The sequence below is a fragment of the Micromonospora sp. BRA006-A genome (assembly GCF_033433935.1).
Classification (GTDB): Bacteria; Actinomycetota; Actinomycetes; order Mycobacteriales; family Micromonosporaceae; genus Micromonospora; species Micromonospora aurantiaca.
The window spans coordinates 6,100,731-6,120,525 of the sequence record NZ_JANCLW010000001.1 but is presented as its reverse complement, the minus strand read 5'-3'; the positions used below and the strand labels follow the sequence as shown (position 1 = coordinate 6,120,525).

Here is a 19,795-nt window from a genome sequence, read left to right as displayed (position 1 = left end):
CGGCCCCGGTGCGCCGGTCGTAGAGTGGGTGCGATGAGCCGCAGGAGTGAGGTCGCCGCGCTGATCGAGTCCGTCTGCGCGGAGCGCGAGCTGGAGTGGGAGTCCACCGGCGAGGCGTCGTACGCGGTGACGCTGCCCGGCACACACAAGCTCAAGACGATCTGCAACCTGATCGTGGGTGAGCACGCGCTGCGGGTCGAGGCGTTCGTGATGCGCCAGCCGGACGAGCGCCGCGAGGAGCTGTGGGCGTGGCTGCTCCAGCGCAACGCCCGCATGTACGGCGTCTCGTTCTCCATCGACGCGGTGGGCGACGTCTACCTGACCGGGCGGGTCAACCTGGCCGGGGTCGACGCCGACGAGCTGGACCGGCTGCTCGGCTCCGTGCTGACGTACGCGGACGAGTCGTTCGACAGCATGCTGGAGATCGGGTTCGGCACCGCCATCCGCCGGGAGTGGGAGTGGCGGGTCAAGCGCGGCGAGTCGACAGCCAACCTGGCCGCGTTCGCGCACCTCTTCGAGCCCTCCGCCGCTGCCGGATCGTCCGCCGGAGGTTCGGAGCCCTCCTGACGGGTATGCCGCCCCGCGCGGTGCGGAGCACTGGGACCCACCGCGGGCCGAGGACGGACTGTCGAGGAGCGTGTCCCATGGCTCAGCGCAACAGCTCAGGTCGCGGCACGACTGCGACCCGGACCAAGCGGCGAACCGGCAATCAGACGCCGAACACCCCGAGGGTGTCGGAGTCGGCGATCTCCCGGATGAAGGTGGACGACCTCCGCAGCCAGCTCAAGCGGCGCGGGGTCTCCGGGATCTCCGCGCTGCGGAAGCCGGAACTGGTGAAGACCCTGGCGCGAACGATGCGCGGGGAGGGCGGTGCCGCCCGGCGGAGCACCGGCCCGGCCGGCCGGCCGTCGGCGACCCGCACCGCCGCGAAGAAGACCACTGCGGCGAAGCGGACCACCCGCCGCAACGCCACGTCGCCGGCGAAGGCCGCGCCGGCCGCACGCGCCACCGGCGCCCGGGCCAAGGCGACGGGTACGCGCAAGGCGGCGCCCGCCCGCGCCAAGGCGACCTCGTCGCGGGCGAAGGCGATGCCGGCTCGCGCCAAGGCGGCACCTGCCCGCGCCACGGCTGCGTCGTCCCGGGCGAAGGCGGCTCCGGCTCGGGCCAAGGCGGCTCCGGCTCGGGCGAAGGCGACCTCGTCGCGGGCGAAGGCGACTCCGTCGAGGGCCAAGGCCGCTCCTTCGCGCGCCAAGGGCGCCCCGGCGCGGGCCAAGGCGGCACCGGCCCGGAAGGCGCCGGGTGCGCAGGCCGCGCCGACCCGTGGCCCGGCGTCCAGCCGGTCGATCGGATCGTCGCAGCTCATCACGTCGCTCGCGGACCGGCCGGAGCGTCCGGGCCGGAGCCTGGTCACCCGTAACCACGAGGTGATCCAGCGCTGGGCGCGGGCGCGGGGCGCGAAGCCGGCCACCATCGCCGGTACCGAACGTGAGGGCCGGCCCGGGGTGCTGACGTTCAACATCCCCGGGTACCGGGAGAGCAGCCGGATCCGGGAGATCACCTGGGACGACTGGTTCCGCACGTTCGACCTGCGGCGGCTGAACCTGATCTACCAGGAGCAGATGCGGGACGGCCGGCAGAGCAACTTCTTCCGGACCGAGAACCCGAATCGCGAGGACGGCTGAGGTTTACGGGAATGGCCGACGGGAACGCCGTGTTTGCCATTCCAGGGACGACGACACGGACAGCCGGGTTCCGACACGGGTGCTGTGACGGGCAAGACAGCGTTCTGGGTTGAATCCGGAATCCGGGCGAACTAACTTTATTGCACCGCGTCACGCTTGTTTTCGTTCGGGGGAGCGGTGGATCGATCAGATCCGCGCAGGCGAGACGCGAAGATCGGGTGGAGCACACCGTTGGGGGACGGTGCCGCCCGTGGAACCGGCGGCGCGAGCGGGCGACGCTTACGGGGGTGAGTGTCGCCCGCCGCCGCCGGGCGTACGGTACGAGCGCCCATCTCGACGGGGGTCGGGGTGGGCGCTCTGCCGTTGTCATCTCCCGAGCCCGTCAGCGGGCGGACGTCACCGGTTCCGCCGCCGCGGCCCGCAGCGCGGCCACCCGCCGCTCCCGGCGCGGCCCGGCGAGCAGGTGCCCGGCGGCGGCCAGCAGGCCGAGCGCGCCCACCACCAGCCAGTGCCGCTCGCCGAGGTGTTCCAGGCTGAGCCCGCCGAGCGCCGGTGCCACGAACGACGCGGCCGGGAACGTCAGGTAGAACACCGACTGGTAGCGGGCGCGCAGCTCGGGCGGTGCGAGGTCCGCGTTGATCTGGGCGTTCGGCGGCGCGGCGAGCATCTGCCCGACCGTCCAGACCACCGCCGCGCCGAGGTAGAGCGGCAGCCCGTCGGCCACCGTCAGCGCGCCGAACCCGAGCGCCATCAGGCCGGTGGAGACGGCCAGCACGTTCGACTTCCGGTACGGCTCGATGAGCCGGGGCACGAACAACTGCCCGACCACGATGAGCGCCCCGCCGAGCGCCACCACCAGCCCGTACGCCGACGGGCGCAGACCGTCCTCGCGCATCGCCAGCGGCATGATCGTCGAGGTCTGCATGGTCAGCACGGCCAGCAGGAACGTCAGCCCGACGAACACCAGGAACGTGCGGTCGGTGAGTGCGGTGTGCAGCCCGGGACGGCGTCCCACCACCGCCCGTGGCGTGAGCGCCGGCCGCCGGGTGAGCGTCTCCGGCACCTTCAGCGCGATCACCACCGCAGCCGCCAGCGTGGCTCCGGCGTCGACCAGGAACAGCGCCGTGAAGCTCGCCTCGGCGAGGATGCCGGCCAGCAGCGAGGCCACCGCCATGCCCAGGTTGAACGCCCAGAACTGCAGGTTGAACGCGCGGGAGCGGCGCGCCTCGGGCACCACGTCCACGATGGCGGCCACGAACGCCGGGCTGGGCATCGAGTGCGCCACCCCGACCAGCGTGGCGAGTACGGCGATCGCCGCCAGGTGCGTGCTGAACGCCAGCGCCGCCATCAGGACGGCGGCGGCCAGGTGGGCGGCGAGCAGCGTGGCCCGCCGTCCCCACCGGTCGGCCAGGACGCCGCCGAGCAGCGTGCCGGCCGCACCACCGATCCCGTACGCGCCGACCACCAGCCCGGCCAGCGACGGCGGTGCGCCCCGCGCGGCGGTCAGGTAGAGCGACAGGAACAGCAGCGCGAACGCGCCGGCCCGGTTGATCAGCAGGCCGGACCAGAGGTACCAGAACGTGGCCGGCAGTCCGCCGGCCGTGTCGTCCCACCAGCGCCGCAGGCCGTGCACCAGTCCTCCAGGAAGGTTTCCTTACCGATTCCGTCCCGTACGGTATCCACAGGCCTCGGGGCGGCTGCGTCGGGGCGTACTCAGGAACCGGCCCGGACCGGCGCGGCGGGTGCGGTCGCAGCGGCCTCGCCTGCCTCGGGCGCCGGGGAGGCGGTGGCGGTGACCGGCGTGACGGGCGTGCCCACGGCGCGCAGCGCGACCGCGCGGCGCTCCCGGGCCGGGCCGGAGATCAGGTGGGCGACCGCCGCCACGACGCCGATGCCCGCGCAGCCCAGCCAGAGCGTGCTGTTGCCCGCGTGCTCGCGGACCAGGCCGCCGAGGATCGGCGCGGCGGCGCCGGCGAGCTGCCAGGACAGCGAGAAGACGCCCTGGTAGCGGCCGCGCAGCGCGGCCGGGGACAGCTCCGCGATCAGGGTGGCGTTCGACGGCGAGTTGAGCATCTCGCCGACGGTCCAGATCAGCACGGTCAGGCCGTAGAGCCAGACCGTGTCGGCGAACGCGGTGAGCCCGAACCCGGCACCCATCACCAGTGCCGCGAGCGCCAGCACGTGTGAGCGGCTGCGGCCCTTGATGAGCCGGGGTACGAACAGCTGGCCGACCACGATGAGCACGCCGTTCAGTGCGATCACCGAGCCGTACGTGGCGGGGCTGAGCCCGGAGTCGCCCATCGCGATCGGCAGCATCGAGATGTGCTGGAGGAACACCAGCGCGGCGAGCAGGTTGAGCGCGACGAAGCCGAGGAACACCCGGTCGGCGAGGATGGTGCGCAGCGCCCCGGCCGGCGCGGACATCCCCTTGACTCCGAGCGCGGTGACCGGGCCGCGGGTCTCGCCGACCTTGGCGAAGATGATGAGCGCGGTCACGAGTGTGGTGGTCGCGTTCACCAGGAACAACAGCAGGTAACTGCCCTGGGCGGCGAAGCCGGCGAGAACGGCGGCGCAGGCGAAGCCGAGGTTGATCGCCCAGTAGTTCAGCGAGAAGGCGCGCAGCCGGTCCTTGTCCGGCACCACGTCGACCATCATGGCACCGAAGGCGGGGCGGGCCGCCTCGGCGAACGCGCCGAGCAGCAGCGCGCCCACGGCGACCGCCCAGAGCGGCCGGGCGAGGCCCAGCGCGATCATCATGCCCGCCGCGCCGACGTGCGCGGTGAGCAGCGTGGGCCGCCGTCCCCAGCGGTCGGTCAGGGTGCCGCCGATGGTGGTGCCGACCGCGCCGCCGGCGCCCCAGAGGCCGATGACCAGTCCGGCCTGGGAGGCGGAGAAGCCGCGTTCCTGGGTCAGGTAGATGGCCAGGAAGATCAGGACGAACGAGCCGAGCCGGTTGATCAGCGTGCCGGCCCAGAGGTACCAGAACGTCCGTGGCAGGCCACCGGCTGTGTCCTGGAACCAGCCCCGTACCGTCCGCATCCCGACGCCCCCCGCTTTGTAATGACCGATCTCTTCAAGACGCCTTACAACCTAGTGCCGGGCCGGAGGCGTGGTCATCAGGTTTTCCACGTGGTGGTCGTCACCACAGGTCGCCGCGTGTCCGCCCGCGCCGTACGGCAGGATGATCGGCATGACTGCGAGCGAGGGGCCCACCGTCGGGACGCTGGTCCTGCTGCGGCACGGCGAGAGCGACTGGAACGCCAAGAACCTCTTCACCGGCTGGGTCGACGTCGACCTGACCACCAAGGGGGAGACCGAGGCGCGGCGCGGCGGCGAGCTGCTGCGCGAGCACGACCTGCTGCCGGACGTGGTGCACACGAGCCTGATGCGCCGAGCCATCCGCACCGCCGAGCTGGCGCTGAACGCCGCCGACCGGCACTGGATCGCGGTGCGCCGGTCGTGGCGGCTCAACGAACGCCACTACGGCGCCCTACAGGGCAAGGACAAGAAGCAGACCCTCGACGAGTACGGCGAGGAGCAGTTCATGCTCTGGCGCCGCTCGTACGACACGCCGCCGCCGCCGATCGACGACGCCGACGAGTGGTCGCAGGTCGGCGACCCCCGGTACGCGCTGCTGCCGACCGAGCTGATGCCGCGCACCGAGTGCCTCAAGGACGTCGTCGAACGGATGCTGCCCTACTGGTACGACTCGATCGTGCCGGACATCCTGGCCGGCCGGACGGTGCTGGTGGCCGCACACGGCAACTCGCTGCGCGCCCTGGTCAAGCACCTCGACCAGATCTCCGACGACGCGATCGCCAAGCTGAACATCCCCACCGGCATCCCGCTGCGCTACGACCTGGACGCCGACCTGCGTCCGCAGGTGCTCGGCGGGACGTACCTGGACCCGGACGCGGCGAAGGCTGCCGCCGCCGCGGTCGCCAACCAGGGCCGCTGAGCCTGGGTGTAAGGAAGGGCCCCTTTTTAACGCCTGCGGTAGAGGAAGGGCCCCTTGTTAACACTCAGTGGGCGGTTTCAAGGGGTCGTTGCAACACGTTGGCTAGTCGGTGACGGCTAGGAGCTTAGCGAGGCGCTCGGCTGGGGTGTCCCAGCCGAGCGTTTTGCGTGGGCGGCCGTTGAGTTCGGCGGCGACGGTGGCGAGGTGGTCGGGGCTGTGGACGGCCAGGTCGGTGCTTTTGGGGAAGTACTGGCGCAGCAGTCCGTAACGCTGAAGACCATCTGCCCGAAGCTTCTTCGGTCCCTGCGGCCGGCGATCCCCACGGATCTCGAACACTGCAACCCCTGATCAGGTCAGGCGTTGCAACGATCCCTAGAACCCAAGGTGTTAACAAGGGGCCCTTCCTTGCGCGCGGGGGCACGGGGTCAGGCGGACGTGGAACCGGTGATCAGGTAGACCACGTGCTCGCCCGCGTTCACCGCGTGGTCGGCGAAACGCTCGTAGAAGCGACCCAGCAGCGTCGCGTCGATGGCCGTCTCCACCCCGTACGGCCAGTCGTCGCCGAGCAGCACGCCGAACAGGCTCTTGTGCAGGTCGTCCATCGCGTCGTCGTCGCTGTCCAGTTCGGCGGCCACGTCGGCGTCCGGCTTGGCCAGCACCGAGCCGATCTTCTCGGCCATCCGGTCGGCGATCCCGGCCATGTCGGTGAAGACCGGCCGCAGCTCCGCCGGCACCGCCGGGGACGGGTGCCGGCGCAGTGCCGTCTTCGCCACGTGGTCGGCCAGGTCGCCCATCCGTTCCAGATCGGCTGCCACGTGCAACGCGGTGATCATCGCCCGCAGGTCGGAGGCGACCGGCGCCTGCCGGGCCAGCAGGTCACAGACCCGCTCTTCCACGTGCCGGTAGAGGTCGTCGATCTCGGCGTCCCGCGCGATCACCGTTTCGGCGGCCGTCCGGTCGGCGGTGAGCAGCGCCTTGGTGGCCTGCCGCATGGCCGCGCGTACCGCCTCGGCCATGTCCACCAGCAACTGGCTGACAATCTGCAGGTCGGCCCGGAACTCGTCGCGCATCGTCACTTCCTGGGGTCGGTGGCCGCCACCCCCATGGGGTACGGCAGGAGCAGGTGCGCGCCCCACGCTAGGCCGAACGGTCGGCACCAGGGTGAACGCGGATGAACGACGCTGGGCCCGCAGGTGAACTTTGCCGAAAGCGAGAGTGGTTCGTCCCCTTGTGCCCGATACCCGGGTTAACAATGACCCTACGATCGCCGGGTGGAATGGGCGGTGGCCGTCGTGGTGGCCGGAGCGCTGGTGACCGGGCTGGTCGCCGGGGCGCTGCTGTCCGGACCCGTTGACGAATGGCGGCGCCGCCGGGCGTCGGGGGGCGGCGGGCTCCTCCGTCGTGACGCAGGGAGGACGACCATTCCGGACGACCAGCAGGGGGGCCTATCCGGGCTCGGCCGTAAGACGATCGACTCGCTGCGCGCGGGCGTGGTGGTGCTCGGCCCGGACGACGTGCCGGTGCTGGTGAACCCGGCCGCTCGGGCGATGGGTCTGCTCCGTACCGGGGCGACGCCGGGGTCGATCGCGGCGCACCCGTTGATCCGTACCCTCGCCGGGCAGGTCCGCCGCACGGGCGTGCGGCGCGAGATAGAGCTGGACCTGCCCCGGGGCCGCGACAGCGGCGGCGAGAACCCGCTCGGCGTGCACCTGCGCGCGATGGGACTGGGCTCCGGCTACATCTCGATCGAGGCGGTCGACGTCACCGAGTCGCACCGTCTCGCGCGGGTACGCCGGGACTTCGTCGCGAACGTCAGCCACGAGCTGAAGACGCCGATCGGCGCGCTGCAACTGCTCGCCGAGGCGCTCGTCGACGCCACCGAACCGGCCGCCGACGGCGCGCCCGACCTGTCCGAGGACCTGGTCGCCGCGCGGCGGTTCGCCGAGCGGATCCAGCACGAGTCGACCCGGCTCGGCCGCCTCGTGCAGGAGCTGCTGGAACTGACCCGCCTCCAGGGTGCCGAACCGCAGCCCGCGCCCGAGCCGGTCTCGGTGGACTGGGTGCTCGCCGAGGTCGTCGACCGCACCCGCACCGCGGCCACCGCGCGCCGGGTGGAGATCGCCGTCGGCGGGCAGCGGGGCCTGACGGTGTACGGGAGTGACAGCCAACTCGCCACCGCTGTGGCGAACCTGGTGGAGAACGCGATCAACTACTCCGGCGAGGACACCACGGTCCGGGTGACTGTCACCGGCACCGAGGAATACGTCGAGATCGCCGTGGCCGACCAGGGCATCGGCATCGCCCCGAACGAGGTCGACCGGATCTTCGAGCGCTTCTACCGGGCCGACCAGGCACGCTCCCGGTCCACCGGCGGCACCGGCCTGGGCCTGGCCATCGTCAAACACATCGCCAGCAACCATGGCGGCCGGGTGGACGTGTCGAGCACCCTTGGTGGGGGGTCGACGTTCACCCTCCGGCTGCCCGCACGCCCCCCGGACGACCTGGAGACGACACTCGCCTCCGCTGGGATCGAGGCCGGCCCGGCCGAGCTCCGGCAGGTCTGACCACAGGAAAGGAAACACCCGTTGAGCCGCGTACTGGTGGTCGAGGACGAGGAGTCGTTCTCCGACGCCCTGTCCTACATGCTCCGCAAGGAGGGGTTCGAGGTCTCCGTCGCCGCGACGGGCCCCGCCGCCCTCACCGAGTTCGACCGGACCGGCGCCGACATCGTGCTGCTCGACCTGATGCTGCCGGAGATGTCCGGCACCGAGGTCTGCCGGCAGCTCCGCCAGCGCTCGCACGTGCCGATCATCATGGTCACCGCGCGGGACAGCGAGATCGACAAGGTGGTCGGCCTGGAGATCGGCGCCGACGACTACGTGACCAAGCCGTACTCGCCGCGTGAACTGGTCGCCCGCATCCGGGCGGTGCTGCGCCGGCAGACCGCCGAGTCGAACGAGACGGGCGCGCCGACGCTCGCCGCCGGCCCGGTTCGGATGGACATCGAACGGCACGTGGTGACGGTCGGCGGCGCCGGGGTGCAGCTTCCGCTCAAGGAGTTCGAGCTGCTGGAGCTGCTGCTGCGTAACGCCGGGCGGGTGCTCACCCGGGGTCAGCTGATCGACCGGGTCTGGGGCGCCGACTACGTGGGCGACACCAAGACGCTCGACGTGCACGTGAAGCGGCTGCGCTCCAAGATCGAGCCGGAGCCGTCCGCCCCGCGCTACATCGTCACGGTGCGAGGCTTGGGCTACAAGTTCGAGCCCTGATCCCCTTTCGCGGCCGCCCTCGGCCCTCGCTCGCCGATCTTGCACTTCGGTACCCCGAAAACCGCCTGAATGGGGCGCCGGAAGGGCTCGAACTGCAAGATCGCGCGTGTGATCGGCAGTGCGGGCGTTCTCGGCCCCGGTCAGCCCGGCCTGGGATCGCGTCGATCATGAGGTTGGCGGCGCTTGGTGTCCGGTTTGTCGCCGCTAACCTCATGATCGACCGTGTGGGGCTGGGTGGCTGCCTGCTGTGCGGTGCGGTGGTGCTGGACGGCTCTGTCGGCGTGATGTCCGATTCGGCGTTCCCCGTGGGTGTCCGGTCCCGGCGTGTGGGTGTGGTGCCGGGTCCGGGGCGTGTGGGCGTGCGTGTCCGGGTCGGGGGTGGTGGGCGGCACTCTGACGGCGGAATCGTGTGCGGGTGCCGGGCGTTGTAGACGGGTGAACGAACGAGCACCGGCTCCGCCCCTGATGGGCCGCACGGCCTGCGGGAACAGACGTGCCCGGCTGGTCGTTGACGATGGTTCCGGCGACGTGAGCCGGCCCGGGAATGACGCCGGGTCGCGGGTCGTTGGACATGCTTCCGGCGCCGCACAGAGGCACCCCCTGTGCCCCGCGAGCAGCCGAGAACCCCCAGTCTTCTTGAGCGCCTGACGGTGCCACGCGCCCATCCCCCGGGTGCGTCGACCCCCGAATGGAGCACTTGTGATGAACACGATTCTGCGGAAGAGCGTTCTGGGTATTGCTGGTCTGGCTTTCACCGGTGGTGTGTTCGCCGGTCCGGTCGCCGCCCACGCGGCCGACACCACCACCCATGCGGCCAAGCCGGTGAGTGTGAGCGTGCAGGGTGACAAGCTGATCCCGCACGGTGTGCAGGGTGAGCAGTCGCGTATCGACCTGAACGACGAGCAGACCGCGAATGTGAAGGCGATCATCGCGGCGACGAAGAAGGCCGGCATGGACGAGCGCGCCGCCGTCGTCTCGATCGCCACCGCGTTGCAGGAGTCGAAGCTGGAGAACCTGGGCCACCTGGGTGACCGCAACGACCACGACTCGCAGGGCCTGTTCCAGCAGCGCCCCTCCTCCGGTTGGGGCACCGTCGAGCAGATCACCGACCCCGAATACTCCACCACCGCCTTCCTCAAGGGCCTCAAGCAGGTCGACGGCTGGCAGGACATGCCCCTGACCAAGGCCGCCCAGACCGTCCAGGTCTCCGCCTACCCCGACCACTACGCCCAGTGGGAGCAGCAGGCCGCCGACCTCGTCGCCCAGCACTGGAACAAGTGACACCCGCAGTGAAGGCCGGCAACCCGCAGAGGGTGCCGGCCTTCACGCGTTCTCAGCGCACGACCTTGACGTTGAACAGGGGAGTGCCCAGCCGGCCGTAGAGGCGCAGCCAGATCGGCAGCAACATCTCGGTGCCCCGGGCGGTGGTGATGTCGCCCAGGTCGATCACGTCGGAGTGACCGAAGCTGGTGAGCAGGTCGACGACCACCTTCTTCGCCTCGGCATCGTCACCGGAGACGAAGACGCTGTGGTCACCGTCGGCGAGCTGCAGCGGGTGCGTCATCAGGTCGGCGGTGAGCGTGTTCAGCGCCTTCACGACCCGGGTGCGGGGAAACGCCCGCTGAATCCGCTCGCCGAGCGAGTCGTCGTTGAGCACCGACAGGGTGGGCGGAAAACCCTTGCTGAAGTCGAGCGGGTTGGCGATGTCGAGTAGGACCTTGCCGGCCAGGTTCTCCGCGCCCGCCGCGTCGAGCGCGGGGAGTGATCCGTCGCCGCTGGTCGCATTCACCACCAGGTCGGCCTCGGCTGTGGCGTCGGCGTGCCCGGCCAGGGTGACGCCAGGATGGTCGGCGGCCCAGTCGCCCCAGTCGCCGGCCCGGGTGGCGGCGACGTCCCTGGTGCCGACGACGACCTCGTGTCCCAGCTCGGCCACGCGAGCGGCGATGGCCCGTCCCACCATGCCGGTGCCCAGTATGGCGATGCGCATGTCGAATCCGTCCTTCGGTCAACGGCGCGACCACGGATGCCACGCTCAATGGGACCGAGACTAACAGACAGGTCTGTCTAGTTGAAGGGTGAGGAGACGTACCTGTCTGTAGACTTCGCCGAGCGACTGAGGAGGAACAATGGCCCGCACGCCCGCCGGCACCGCCCGGGACCGCATCCTGGACACCGCGTTCCGGCTGTTCTATGCGTACGGACCGCGGGGCGTCGGGGTGGACACGGTGATCGCCGAGTCGGGTGTCGCCAAGGCCACGCTCTACAAGCACTTCCCGCGCAAGGACGACCTGGTCCTGGCGTACCTGGACAAGGTCGACCAGGCGTGGTCCGGCGCACTGCGGGCGGCGGCCGCGGCGGCCGGCGACGACGCGCGGGCGCAGCTCGTCGGGATGTTCGACGCGCTCGGCGGGGCCTGTCGCCGCGAGGGCTACCACGGCTGTGCGTTCATCAACACCGCGGCCGAGTCAGCGGCCGGCAGCCCGGTGCACGCCCGTACCGTCGCGCACAAGAACGCGGTACGGGCCTGGGTGACCGACCTGGCCCGGCAGGCCGGGGCGGCCGAACCGGAGTCGCTCGCCCGCCAGCTCACTCTGCTGCTCGACGGTGGCCTGGCCGCCGGGGTGCTCGACGGCGACCCGGCGGTCGCCGACGCGGCGAAGCGGAGCGCCCGCGCCCTGGTCGACGCGGCGCTGCGGGAGCGTTAAAAGGGGGCCCTTCCTCTACCGGAGGCGTTAAAAAGGGGCCCTTCCTTACTCGCTTGCGGGGTGCGGGGCGATCTGACCCTGGCGCTGCCGGGCGGCGCAGAGTTCGGCCAGCTTCGCGTACGCGGGCGCGCCGATCAGCGCGGTCAGCTCCGGCCCGTACGAGACGTACATCGGCTCGGCGCCGACGTGCGCGTCGGTGGAGGACGTACACCACCAGTCGAGGTCGTGCCCGCCCGCGCCCCAGCCGCGCCTGTCGAACTCGGCCAGCGTGGAGATCAGCACCTTCGTGTTGTCCGGCCGCTTGTGCCACTCCTGGTCGCGGCGTACCGGCAACTGCCAGCAGACGTCCGGCTTGTACTCCAGCGGGTGCACCCCGTCGCGCAGTGCCTGGGCGTGCAGCGCGCAGCCGCCCCCACCGGCGAAGTCGGCGTCGTTGAGGAACACGCACGGGGCGTCCACGTCGCGGGTGGCGGTACGCCGGGCCGGCGTCTTGCCGTCGACGGTGTCGTTCTCGGTCCAGTTCTTGAACCCGCGCCGGAAGTGCTGCCACGTCTCCGGCGTCAGTCGCTTCACCGCCGCCCGGACACGCTTCTCGTCGTCGGAGTCGGTGAAGAACGCGCCATGCGAGCAGCACCCGTCGGCGGCCCGCCCGGCGACGATGCCGTGGCAGCCCTTGCCGAAGATGCACGTCCAGCGGGACAGCAGCCAGGTCAGGTCGGCGCGGACGACGTGCTTCGCGTCGGCCGGGTCGACGAACTCGATCCACTCCCGTGGGAAGTCCAGCCCGACCTCGCGGCTGCGCGGGTCCTCGGGGTCGTCCACCAGCACGTGAAGCTCGATCTGCCCTGTCACTCGGACCAGCGTACGCGCGGTGACCCCGCCCGGCCGCCGAGCCGACGAAACGTGTTGGCCCTAGGGTCTTCCCCATGCGACTGGGTGTCCTCGACGTCGGTTCCAACACGGTGCACCTGCTGGTGGTCGACGCCCACCACGGCGCGCATCCCTGGCCGGCGCACTCGGAGAAGGTGGTGCTGCGGCTGGCCGAGCAGATCGGGCCGGACGGCGCGCTCACCGACGGCGGCGCGGACGGCCTGGTCAAGGCGGTCGGCATGGCCCGGGCGGCGGCTGACGGGCTGGGCGCCGAGGATCTGCTGGCGTTCGCGACGAGTGCGGTCCGCGACGCCACGAACGCCGCCGACGTGCTGGCGCGCGTCCGCGACGAGACTGGAGTACGCCTGGAGGTGCTCTCCGGCGCGGACGAGGCGCGGATGACGTTCCTGGCGGTGCGGCGGTGGTTCGGCTGGTCCGCCGGGCGGCTGCTGGCGATGGACATCGGCGGCGGCTCGCTGGAGCTGGCCGCGGGCATCGACGAGCACCCGGATGTGGCGATCTCGCTGCCGCTCGGCGCGGGGCGGCTGAGCCGGGAGCGGCTCGCCGTGGATCCGGCCGGCACGGCGCCGCCGTCGGCCGAGGCCGTGGAGGAACTGCGGGCGTACGTGGACGCGCAGCTCGACCCGGTGGTGGAGCAGTTGACGGCGGTGGGCTGGGAGCGTCCGGTCGCCACCTCGAAGACGTTCCGCACGCTGGCCCGGCTGGCCGGGGCCGCGCCTTCGGGTGCGGGTCTGTGGGCGCGTCGCAGCCTGACCCGTACCGGCCTGCGGCAGGTGCTGGGGTTCGTGCGGCACATCCCGCCGGCCCAGCTGCCCGAGCTGGAGGGGGTCAGCGCGCAGCGGGCGCACCAGCTCCTCGCCGGCGCGGTGGTGGCGGAGGCGGTGATGCGCCGCCTCGACGTGGACTGCGTGGACATCTGCCCGTGGGCGCTGCGGGAGGGCGTCATCCTGCGCCGGCTGGATCAGCTCACGCCGATGTGACCGTACGAGCGCTCTGGGTTGCTTTGCGGTTGCTCGTCCCGATGCTCGCTGGCGGTTGGAGCTACCCTCGGAGGTGTGACTTACCGCGTTCCGGTGCTCCTGTCCACGTCCTCGGTCTTTCCCGAACGGACCGCGGCGGCGTTCCAGCTCGCCGCCGAGCTCGGCTACGACGGCATCGAGGTGATGGTCTGGACCGACCCGGTCAGCCAGGACGCGGGCGCGCTGCGCGGCCTCGCCGAGCACTACGGCGTCCCGGTGCTGTCGGTTCACGCCCCGTGCCTGCTCGTCACCCAGCGGGTGTGGAGCCCCGACCCGTGGGAGCGGCTGCGTAAGGCCGCCGAGCTGGCCGAGACGTTGGAGGCGCCCACCGTCGTGGTGCACCCGCCGTTCACCTGGCAGCGTGACTACGCGCGCACCTTCGCCGACGGGCTCGACACGATCGCCGGGCAGTTCGGCGGCCTGCACTTCGGGGTGGAGAACATGTACCCGGTGCGGATGGCGGGGCGGCAGTTCGTCCCGTACGCGCCGGGCTGGGATCCGACCGAGATCGGGTACGCCTCGTACACGCTGGATCTGTCGCACTGCGCGGCCTCGCACACCGACGCGATGGCGATGGCCGACCGGATGGGTTCCGGGCTGGCGCACGTGCACCTGGGCGACGGCACCGGCGAGGGACGCGACGAGCACCTGGTGCCCGGCCGCGGCGGGCAGCCCTGCGCGGAGATGCTGCGCTCGCTGGCCGGACGGGGGTTCACCGGCTCGGTGGCGGTGGAGGTGACGACCCGGGGCGCGAAGAGCCGCGCGGTCCGCGAGGCGGACCTGCGGGAGTCGCTGGAGTTCGCCCGGGCCAACCTGACCGCGCCGTCACCTGTCGACGTCTGACCGGCACGCGCCGCCCCGGCCGCTCGCGCACGGCTGGGGCGCCGCTTGCGGATGCGGCGGCGCGCGTCGGCCCGAGGGCCGGGGAGTGCGCCGGAGGTCAGCTCACCGGGGACAGCGGCTGCGCCGGGACGGCCTGCTCGCCGACCGCGGCGCGCTTGCGGGCCCGATGCGCCGCCACGTGGGAGCGGGTGGCGCAACGCTCGGAGCAGAACCGCCGGCAGCAGTTGGACGAGGTGTCCAGGTAGACGTTGCCGCAGCGGTCGTCGGCGCAGACTCCGAAGCGGGCGCTGCCGTACTCGCACAGCCACACCGACAGGCCCCAGACCGCGCCGGCCAGGTATTCGGAGGAGACCGACGCGCCCCGGCTGGTCACGTGCATGTGCCAGTCGGAGGAGTCGTGCCCGGAGATGCGCGGCTGCACCGGGAACGCCTCCAGCAGCGCGTTCAACTCCGCCACCGCGTCGTTGTCCCGGCCCGAGGTGCCGTACTCGAAGACGTCCCGGAGGCGCTTCTGCGCCCGCCGGAAGATCGCCAGGTCCCGTTCCGCGACCTCGTCGCGCATCCAGCCCTGCTCGTCCGAGAAGACGGCCCGCAGGCCGTCCAGGTCGTCCAGCCGGGCGTTGACGAGCTCGACCCCGGTCCGGGCGTACGCGTCGAAGTTCACGACACCAACGGTAGACGACTCAGAGCACACGCGGTGCGTCGATGTAGTGGGGCAGGAACCGCGCGTAACCGTCAGTGATGAGGCTCTCGCTCTCGCGGACCCCGGCGCCTGCCGACTCGCCGTCCACGATCCAGCTCCCGAGCACCGTCCGGTTGCCCTCGAACTGGGGCAACGCGCGGAACTCCTGGAAGCAGAAGCCCTCGTCGCCGTAGATCCCCGGGTTGGTGATCTCCGTGTCGCCGGTCACGATGCGTACCGAGCCGCCCTCGCGGCCGAGCAGCGGCTTGGCCACGTACTCGGTCATGCCGCGCGGCGAGTCCAGGTACGCGGGCAGCAGGTAGTCGTGCCCCGGGTACATCTCCCAGAGGACGGCGAGCAGCGCCTTGTTCGACAGCAGCAGCTTCCACGCCGGTTCGATCCAGGTGGTGGGGGTGCCCGGGTCGAGCGCCGGCCGCCCGTACGGCTCGGCGAGCATCCACTCCCAGGGGTAGAGCTTGAAGCAGGTGGTGATCGGCCGGTCGTCGGCGTCGACGAAGCGCCGCCCGTCCCAGCCGACCCGCTGGATCGGCATGAGCGTCACGTCCAGCCCGGCCTGGCGGGCCGTCTCGGCCAGGTAGCCGGCGGTGATCTGGTCCTCGCCCGACTCCTCCTCGGAGGACCAGAGCACGTGCGCCCGCGGCTCGTGCAGCCCGGCGCCGATCTTGGCCCAGGCGCCGACCAGCCGTTCGTGCAGGCTGTTCCACTGGTCCGCGTCCGGGCGGGTGTGCTCCAGCCAGTACCACTGCACGATGCTCGCCTCGACCAGCGCGGTCGGGGTGTCGGCGTTGTACTCCAGCATCTTCGGCGGCCCGCTGCCGTCGTACCAGAGGTCGAACCGGCCGTAGAGCGTCGGCGGGGACTCCCGCAGCGAACGGGCGACCGCCTCGGCGGCCCACTCGGGGATGCCGAACTCGGCGTACCGGCGGCGGGCCACCACGTGCTCGGCGGCGGCCACCGACATCCGGTGCAGCTCCTCCGTGGCCTCCTCCAGCCGGAGCACCTCGTCGAGCGTGAACGAGTACGCGGCCGTCTCGTCCCAGTACGACATGATCTCGCCGTCGGGCAGCTCGGTGTCCACGTACACCAGGCCCTGGGCCCGGATGGTCTCGTCCCAGCCGGGGCGCGGCGTGCTCGCCTCGCGGCGCACGTCAGCCGCCGCAGGAGGCGAGGTGGGTGCCGAACCCACCGCGCTCGGGCAGCGCGGCGGTCGGGGCCGGTTCGCCGCGCGCGGCGGTGGCCGGCGCGGGCACGAGCAGGGCCACGGCGACGGTGTCTCCGCCTCCGCCGGCCGGCCCGAGCGCGCAGTCGTCATCGTCGTCGTCGTAACCGTTGTTGCAGCCGGAGAGCGCGAGGGCCAGCGCGGTCAGCGCGCCGAGCTGCACGGAGGCCGAGCGGAGCCGGCGCCGGGGGTGTCGTCGATCCACGTGAACGTTGTAGCCGATCCCCGCCAGCCGGGGGTGCCCGGGCCGGGCCGGAGGACGGGAGGGGCGGGCCTCGGACGCACCCGGCGGGGGCCCGGTGGTGAGCGTTACGCTCGGCTCATGCTCCGTTCCGTCATCCTCGCCGCCTCCCGGTCTTCCCAGGTGGAGCGGCTCGTCGCGACGGCCCCGTTCACCCGGGACGTCGTCCGCCGGTTCGTCGCCGGCGCCGCCACCGACGACGCGCTGCGCGCAACCCGCGAGCTGGTCGCCGACGGCCAAGCGGTCACCCTCGACTACCTGGGCGAGGACACCACCACCCCGGAGCAGGCGAACGCCACCCGGGACGAGTACCTCACGCTGCTGAGCCGCCTCGCCGCCGCCGGGCTCACCCCGGCCGCCGAGGTCAGCGTGAAGCTGTCCGCGCTGGGCCAGATGTTCGACGAGCAGCTCGCGTACGACAACGCGCGGGCGATCTGCGCGGCGGCCGACGCGGCGGGCACCACCGTCACGCTCGACATGGAGGACCACACCACCACCGACTCGACGCTGGACATCCTGGCGAAGCTGCGCAAGGACCACCCGGGTACGGGCGCGGTGCTCCAGGCGTACCTGCGGCGGACCGAGTCGGACTGCCGGGAGCTGGCCTCGGCCGGGTCGCGGGTGCGGCTGTGCAAGGGCGCGTACAAGGAGCCGGAGTCGGTGGCGTACCAGTCCGCCCGCGAGGTGGACAAGTCGTACGTGCGCTGCATGAACGTGCTGATGTCCGGCGACGGCTACCCGATGCTCGCCACGCACGACCCGCGCCTGATCGCGATCGGCGAGGACCGGGCGCGCTGGTTCGACCGCGACCCGGGCCGGTTCGAGTTCCAGATGCTCTACGGCATCCGCCCGGAGGAGCAGCAGCGCCTGGTCGGCGAGGGTTACACGGTGCGGACGTACGTCCCCTACGGCGACCAGTGGTACGGCTACCTGATGCGGCGGCTCGCGGAGCGCCCGGCCAACCTGGCGTTCTTCGGCCGCGCGGTGCTGTCGAAGAAGTGAGTCAGTCGTTCGACCAGGCCCGGGTGCACAGCACGAGGCGGTAGCCGTCCGGGTCGGCGAACGTGACACCCCACCTGTCCCAGTACGGGCCGGCGGAGACCCTGGTCCCGCCGGCCCGTTCCAGTCTCGGGACCAGTTCGTCGTCGGCCGGGCCGTCGAGGTAGAGCACGAACAGGTCGTCTCCGGTGGGACGCGGCTCCTCCGTGAGCGTCGCGCCGCCGACCAGCTCCAGGTGCCAGCCGGCCCCGGGCAGGCCGAGCATCACCAGGTCGTGCTCGTCCGCGTGGCCGCCCTCGCTCCGGTAGAGCACGTCCAGGCCCAGCCCCTGCGTCCAGAACCGTTCGGCGGCGGCGAGGTCACGGCTCGGGCGGGCGAGGCGGACGTGCGAGTCGGCGGTGATCGGCATGCCCGGGATCGTGCGACCTCACCTCGGGTTGAGGTCAAGCTTGACGGACTTGGCTAATGACATTAGCTTTAAGGCTATGATGGTTAGCCAGGTGGCACGGGACGGCGGCACGATTGCCTACGAGGTGCACGGGTCGGGGCCGCTCGTGGTCCTCGCGCACGGCATGGGGGAGAACCGGGCCGCCTTCCGGCACCTGACGCCCCGGCTGGTCGCGGCCGGCTACCGGGTCGCCGCTGTCGACGTCCGGGGGCACGGCGACTCCAGCCCGCACTGGCCCACGTACGCCCCCGAGCACGTCGGCGGCGACCTGCTCGCCGTGGTGCGGGCGCTCGGCGGCGAGCCCGCCACCCTGGTCGGCAGTTCGTCCAGCGCCGCCGCGATCGTCTTCGCCGCCGCCGAGGCGCCCGACCTGGTCAGCGGCATCGTGCAGGTCAGCCCGTTCGTCGGCACGCCCAAGCCGAACCCGCTGATGCGGGTGGCGCAGGCGGCGGTGCTGCGCAGCCCTCGGCTGTTCGGGCTGTTCCACCGCACGCTGTTCCCCTGCGGGCGGCCGGCGGACGACGCCGCGTACCGCAAGGAGCTCGTCGCCAAGCTGCGCGGCCGGATGGCCGCGGTGCGCGGCGTGATCGCCCCGGCCGACCCGCACTGGACCGCCCGGGCGCCCGAGGTGCGCCGGCCGGTGCTGGTGCTGATGGGCACGAAGGACCCGGACTTCCCCGACCCGGGCGCCGAGGCGCGCGCCGCGCGCCGGCTGTTCGCCGTGGCCGAGGCCCGGATGGTCGCCGACTCCGGGCACTACCCGCACGCCGACCAGCCCGACGCCACCGCCACCGACCTGGTCGAGTTCCTGGCGGTGACCGCGCGTGCCTAGGGCCGGTCTGACCCCGGCGACTGTCGTGCGAGAGGCCGCCGCGCTCGCCGACGAGGTCGGCTACGAGAAGCTGACCCTGGCCGCGCTCGCCGCCCGGCTCGGCGTCGCGCTGCCGAGCCTCTACAAGCACGTCCGGGGCGCGGACGCGCTGCACCAGAAGCTCGCCGTGCTCGCCACCGCCGAGATCGCCGACGTGCTCACGGCCGCCGCCGCGGGTCGCTCCGGCGGCGACGCGTTGCGCGCCGTCGCCGCCGCCTACCGGGAGTACGCGCGGCGGCACCCCGGCCGCTACCCGGCCGCCCAGCGGGCACCCGACCCGGCCGACGCCGACCACCTGGTCGCCGGGCAGCGCGCGGTCGGCGCGGTCCGCGCCATCCTGCTCGGGTACGGCCTCGACGGCGACGCCGCCACCGACGCCATCCGGATGTTCCGGGCCGCCGTGCACGGGTTCGTCGCGCTGGAGGCGGCGGGCGGATTCGGGCTGCCCCGCGACACCGACCGTTCCTTCGGCGAGATGATCGCCGGCCTGGACCGCGCCTACCTCTCCTGGGAGAACCGATGAAGGCCCTGCTGCTCGGCGTGATCTTCCTGCTGGAACTGGCCCTGCTGGGCTCAGCCGGATACTGGGGCTTCACGCTCGGTGCCGGCTGGCCGGTACGCCTGCTGGCCGGGCTCGGCACGCCGCTGGTGATCGCCGTGGTGTGGGGCCTGTTCTGCTCGCCGCGTGCCGCCGTGACGCTGCCCGACCCGGCCAAGCTCGCCGTCCAGGCCGCCGGCTTCCTGACCGGCGGCGTCCTGCTCGCCCTGGCCGGCCACGCGGTGCCCGGAGTGGCCCTGGTGGCCCTCTGGGCAGCCGACAAGGCGGCGTTGACGCTGACCGGCACCCCGATCTGAGTGAGCGTTTGAGAAGCCGGTTCAGGTGCTGGTTGCCTGGGCCGGTTTCGTGTTGCGGGCCAGGCGGGTGACCATGACGTGGATCATGGCCC

General features: G+C 72.1%; 22 protein-coding genes and 1 pseudogene. 13 read left to right on the top strand and 10 right to left on the bottom strand.

Annotation, left to right across the window (positions count from 1 at the left end):
• The first annotated feature begins 33 nt into the window (after positions 1 to 33).
• Both NMK34_RS27990 and NMK34_RS27985 read left to right on the top strand, forming a co-directional pair.
• On the top strand, positions 34 to 567 hold the full coding sequence (locus NMK34_RS27990) for a YbjN domain-containing protein (protein WP_318335835.1): 534 nt from the start codon (positions 34 to 36) through the stop codon (positions 565 to 567).
• A 188-nt stretch (positions 568 to 755) separates the two neighbouring features.
• Positions 756 to 1,682: a hypothetical protein gene (locus tag NMK34_RS27985; protein WP_318335834.1), complete on the top strand. Its 927-nt coding sequence runs from the start codon at positions 756 to 758 to the stop codon at positions 1,680 to 1,682.
• 382 nt (positions 1,683 to 2,064) lie between these two features.
• Here NMK34_RS27985 and NMK34_RS27980 read toward each other — a convergent pair whose 3' ends face one another.
• A complete protein-coding gene (locus NMK34_RS27980) occupies positions 2,065 to 3,315 on the bottom strand; it encodes an MFS transporter (RefSeq protein WP_318335833.1) in 1,251 nt (416 codons plus the stop codon).
• A gap of 80 nt (positions 3,316 to 3,395) precedes the next feature.
• A complete protein-coding gene (locus tag NMK34_RS27975) occupies positions 3,396 to 4,721 on the bottom strand; it encodes an MFS transporter (protein ID WP_318335832.1) in 1,326 nt (441 codons plus the stop codon).
• Between the two features lie 151 nt (positions 4,722 to 4,872).
• Between NMK34_RS27975 and NMK34_RS27970 the strand changes: the two genes are divergently transcribed.
• Positions 4,873 to 5,640, top strand: a complete 768-nt coding sequence (locus NMK34_RS27970; protein ID WP_318335831.1) for a phosphoglyceromutase — start codon at positions 4,873 to 4,875, stop codon at positions 5,638 to 5,640.
• A gap of 102 nt (positions 5,641 to 5,742) precedes the next feature.
• Here NMK34_RS27970 and NMK34_RS27965 read toward each other — a convergent pair.
• A pseudogene (locus tag NMK34_RS27965) lies at positions 5,743 to 5,904 on the bottom strand (IS30 family transposase); the annotation flags it as partial.
• A 161-nt stretch (positions 5,905 to 6,065) separates the two neighbouring features.
• The gene (phoU, locus tag NMK34_RS27960; RefSeq protein ID WP_013288777.1) at positions 6,066 to 6,710 is read right to left on the bottom strand and encodes a phosphate signaling complex protein PhoU; all 645 of its coding nucleotides are present in this window, start codon (positions 6,708 to 6,710) and stop codon (positions 6,066 to 6,068) included.
• A 201-nt stretch (positions 6,711 to 6,911) separates the two neighbouring features.
• Here phoU and NMK34_RS27955 point away from each other — a divergent pair, with 201 nt between their 5' ends.
• The 3 genes from NMK34_RS27955 to NMK34_RS27945 all read left to right on the top strand — a co-directional run bounded on the left by NMK34_RS27955 (position 6,912) and on the right by NMK34_RS27945 (position 10,190).
• A complete protein-coding gene (locus tag NMK34_RS27955) occupies positions 6,912 to 8,204 on the top strand; it encodes a sensor histidine kinase (protein ID WP_318335830.1) in 1,293 nt (430 codons plus the stop codon).
• Positions 8,205 to 8,225: 21 nt separating this feature from the next.
• Entirely contained in the window at positions 8,226 to 8,909 is a 684-nt protein-coding gene (locus NMK34_RS27950) for a response regulator (protein ID WP_135242192.1), read from the top strand.
• A 702-nt stretch (positions 8,910 to 9,611) separates the two neighbouring features.
• Complete coding sequence (locus NMK34_RS27945) at positions 9,612 to 10,190, top strand: hypothetical protein (RefSeq protein ID WP_318335829.1); 579 nt, start codon at positions 9,612 to 9,614, stop codon at positions 10,188 to 10,190.
• 52 nt (positions 10,191 to 10,242) lie between these two features.
• Here the strand turns inward: NMK34_RS27945 and NMK34_RS27940 are convergent, their stop codons facing one another.
• On the bottom strand, positions 10,243 to 10,896 hold the full coding sequence (locus NMK34_RS27940; protein ID WP_318335828.1) for an NADPH-dependent F420 reductase: 654 nt from the start codon (positions 10,894 to 10,896) through the stop codon (positions 10,243 to 10,245).
• A 139-nt stretch (positions 10,897 to 11,035) separates the two neighbouring features.
• Between NMK34_RS27940 and NMK34_RS27935 the strand changes: the two genes are divergently transcribed.
• Positions 11,036 to 11,614: a TetR/AcrR family transcriptional regulator gene (locus tag NMK34_RS27935; RefSeq protein WP_318335827.1), complete on the top strand. Its 579-nt coding sequence runs from the start codon at positions 11,036 to 11,038 to the stop codon at positions 11,612 to 11,614.
• Positions 11,615 to 11,659: 45 nt separating this feature from the next.
• Here the strand turns inward: NMK34_RS27935 and NMK34_RS27930 are convergent, their stop codons facing one another.
• Complete coding sequence (locus tag NMK34_RS27930) at positions 11,660 to 12,466, bottom strand: hypothetical protein (protein ID WP_318335826.1); 807 nt, start codon at positions 12,464 to 12,466, stop codon at positions 11,660 to 11,662.
• Positions 12,467 to 12,540: 74 nt separating this feature from the next.
• On the opposite strand from NMK34_RS27930, the gene NMK34_RS27925 reads away from it, so the two are divergent.
• Positions 12,541 to 13,485, top strand: a complete 945-nt coding sequence (locus tag NMK34_RS27925; RefSeq protein ID WP_318335825.1) for a Ppx/GppA phosphatase family protein — start codon at positions 12,541 to 12,543, stop codon at positions 13,483 to 13,485.
• Positions 13,486 to 13,560: 75 nt separating this feature from the next.
• Positions 13,561 to 14,367: a sugar phosphate isomerase/epimerase family protein gene (locus NMK34_RS27920; protein WP_013288771.1), complete on the top strand. Its 807-nt coding sequence runs from the start codon at positions 13,561 to 13,563 to the stop codon at positions 14,365 to 14,367.
• A 97-nt stretch (positions 14,368 to 14,464) separates the two neighbouring features.
• Here NMK34_RS27920 and NMK34_RS27915 read toward each other — a convergent pair whose 3' ends face one another.
• Genes NMK34_RS27915 through NMK34_RS27905 form a run of 3 tightly spaced genes read right to left on the bottom strand, consistent with a single transcriptional unit; the run spans position 14,465 to position 16,494 of the window.
• Positions 14,465 to 15,031, bottom strand: coding sequence for a CGNR zinc finger domain-containing protein (locus tag NMK34_RS27915; protein WP_318335824.1), 567 nt, complete (start codon positions 15,029 to 15,031; stop codon positions 14,465 to 14,467).
• A gap of 19 nt (positions 15,032 to 15,050) precedes the next feature.
• Positions 15,051 to 16,217 carry a glutathionylspermidine synthase family protein gene (locus NMK34_RS27910; protein ID WP_318335823.1) on the bottom strand — a complete coding sequence of 389 codons (1,167 nt, stop codon included), beginning with the start codon at positions 16,215 to 16,217 and terminating at the stop codon, positions 15,051 to 15,053.
• A gap of 1 nt (position 16,218) precedes the next feature.
• On the bottom strand, positions 16,219 to 16,494 hold the full coding sequence (locus NMK34_RS27905) for a hypothetical protein (protein ID WP_225319763.1): 276 nt from the start codon (positions 16,492 to 16,494) through the stop codon (positions 16,219 to 16,221).
• Between the two features lie 117 nt (positions 16,495 to 16,611).
• Between NMK34_RS27905 and NMK34_RS27900 the strand changes: the two genes are divergently transcribed.
• On the top strand, positions 16,612 to 17,532 hold the full coding sequence (locus NMK34_RS27900) for a proline dehydrogenase family protein (protein WP_318335822.1): 921 nt from the start codon (positions 16,612 to 16,614) through the stop codon (positions 17,530 to 17,532).
• Position 17,533: 1 nt separating this feature from the next.
• Here NMK34_RS27900 and NMK34_RS27895 read toward each other — a convergent pair whose 3' ends face one another.
• Positions 17,534 to 17,938 carry a VOC family protein gene (locus NMK34_RS27895; protein WP_318335821.1) on the bottom strand — a complete coding sequence of 135 codons (405 nt, stop codon included), beginning with the start codon at positions 17,936 to 17,938 and terminating at the stop codon, positions 17,534 to 17,536.
• Positions 17,939 to 18,014: 76 nt separating this feature from the next.
• Here NMK34_RS27895 and NMK34_RS27890 point away from each other — a divergent pair, with 76 nt between their 5' ends.
• The 3 genes from NMK34_RS27890 to NMK34_RS27880 are packed head-to-tail and all read left to right on the top strand — an operon-like array spanning position 18,015 to position 19,703.
• The gene (locus NMK34_RS27890; RefSeq protein ID WP_318335820.1) at positions 18,015 to 18,809 is read left to right on the top strand and encodes an alpha/beta hydrolase; all 795 of its coding nucleotides are present in this window, start codon (positions 18,015 to 18,017) and stop codon (positions 18,807 to 18,809) included.
• Positions 18,802 to 19,371, top strand: a complete 570-nt coding sequence (locus NMK34_RS27885) for a TetR-like C-terminal domain-containing protein (RefSeq protein ID WP_318335819.1) — start codon at positions 18,802 to 18,804, stop codon at positions 19,369 to 19,371. The genes NMK34_RS27890 and NMK34_RS27885 overlap by 8 nt, the downstream gene beginning before the upstream one ends.
• Positions 19,368 to 19,703: a YrdB family protein gene (locus tag NMK34_RS27880; protein WP_318335818.1), complete on the top strand. Its 336-nt coding sequence runs from the start codon at positions 19,368 to 19,370 to the stop codon at positions 19,701 to 19,703. Before NMK34_RS27885 ends, NMK34_RS27880 begins: the two co-directional genes overlap by 4 nt.
• The last annotated feature ends 92 nt before the right edge of the window (positions 19,704 to 19,795 follow it).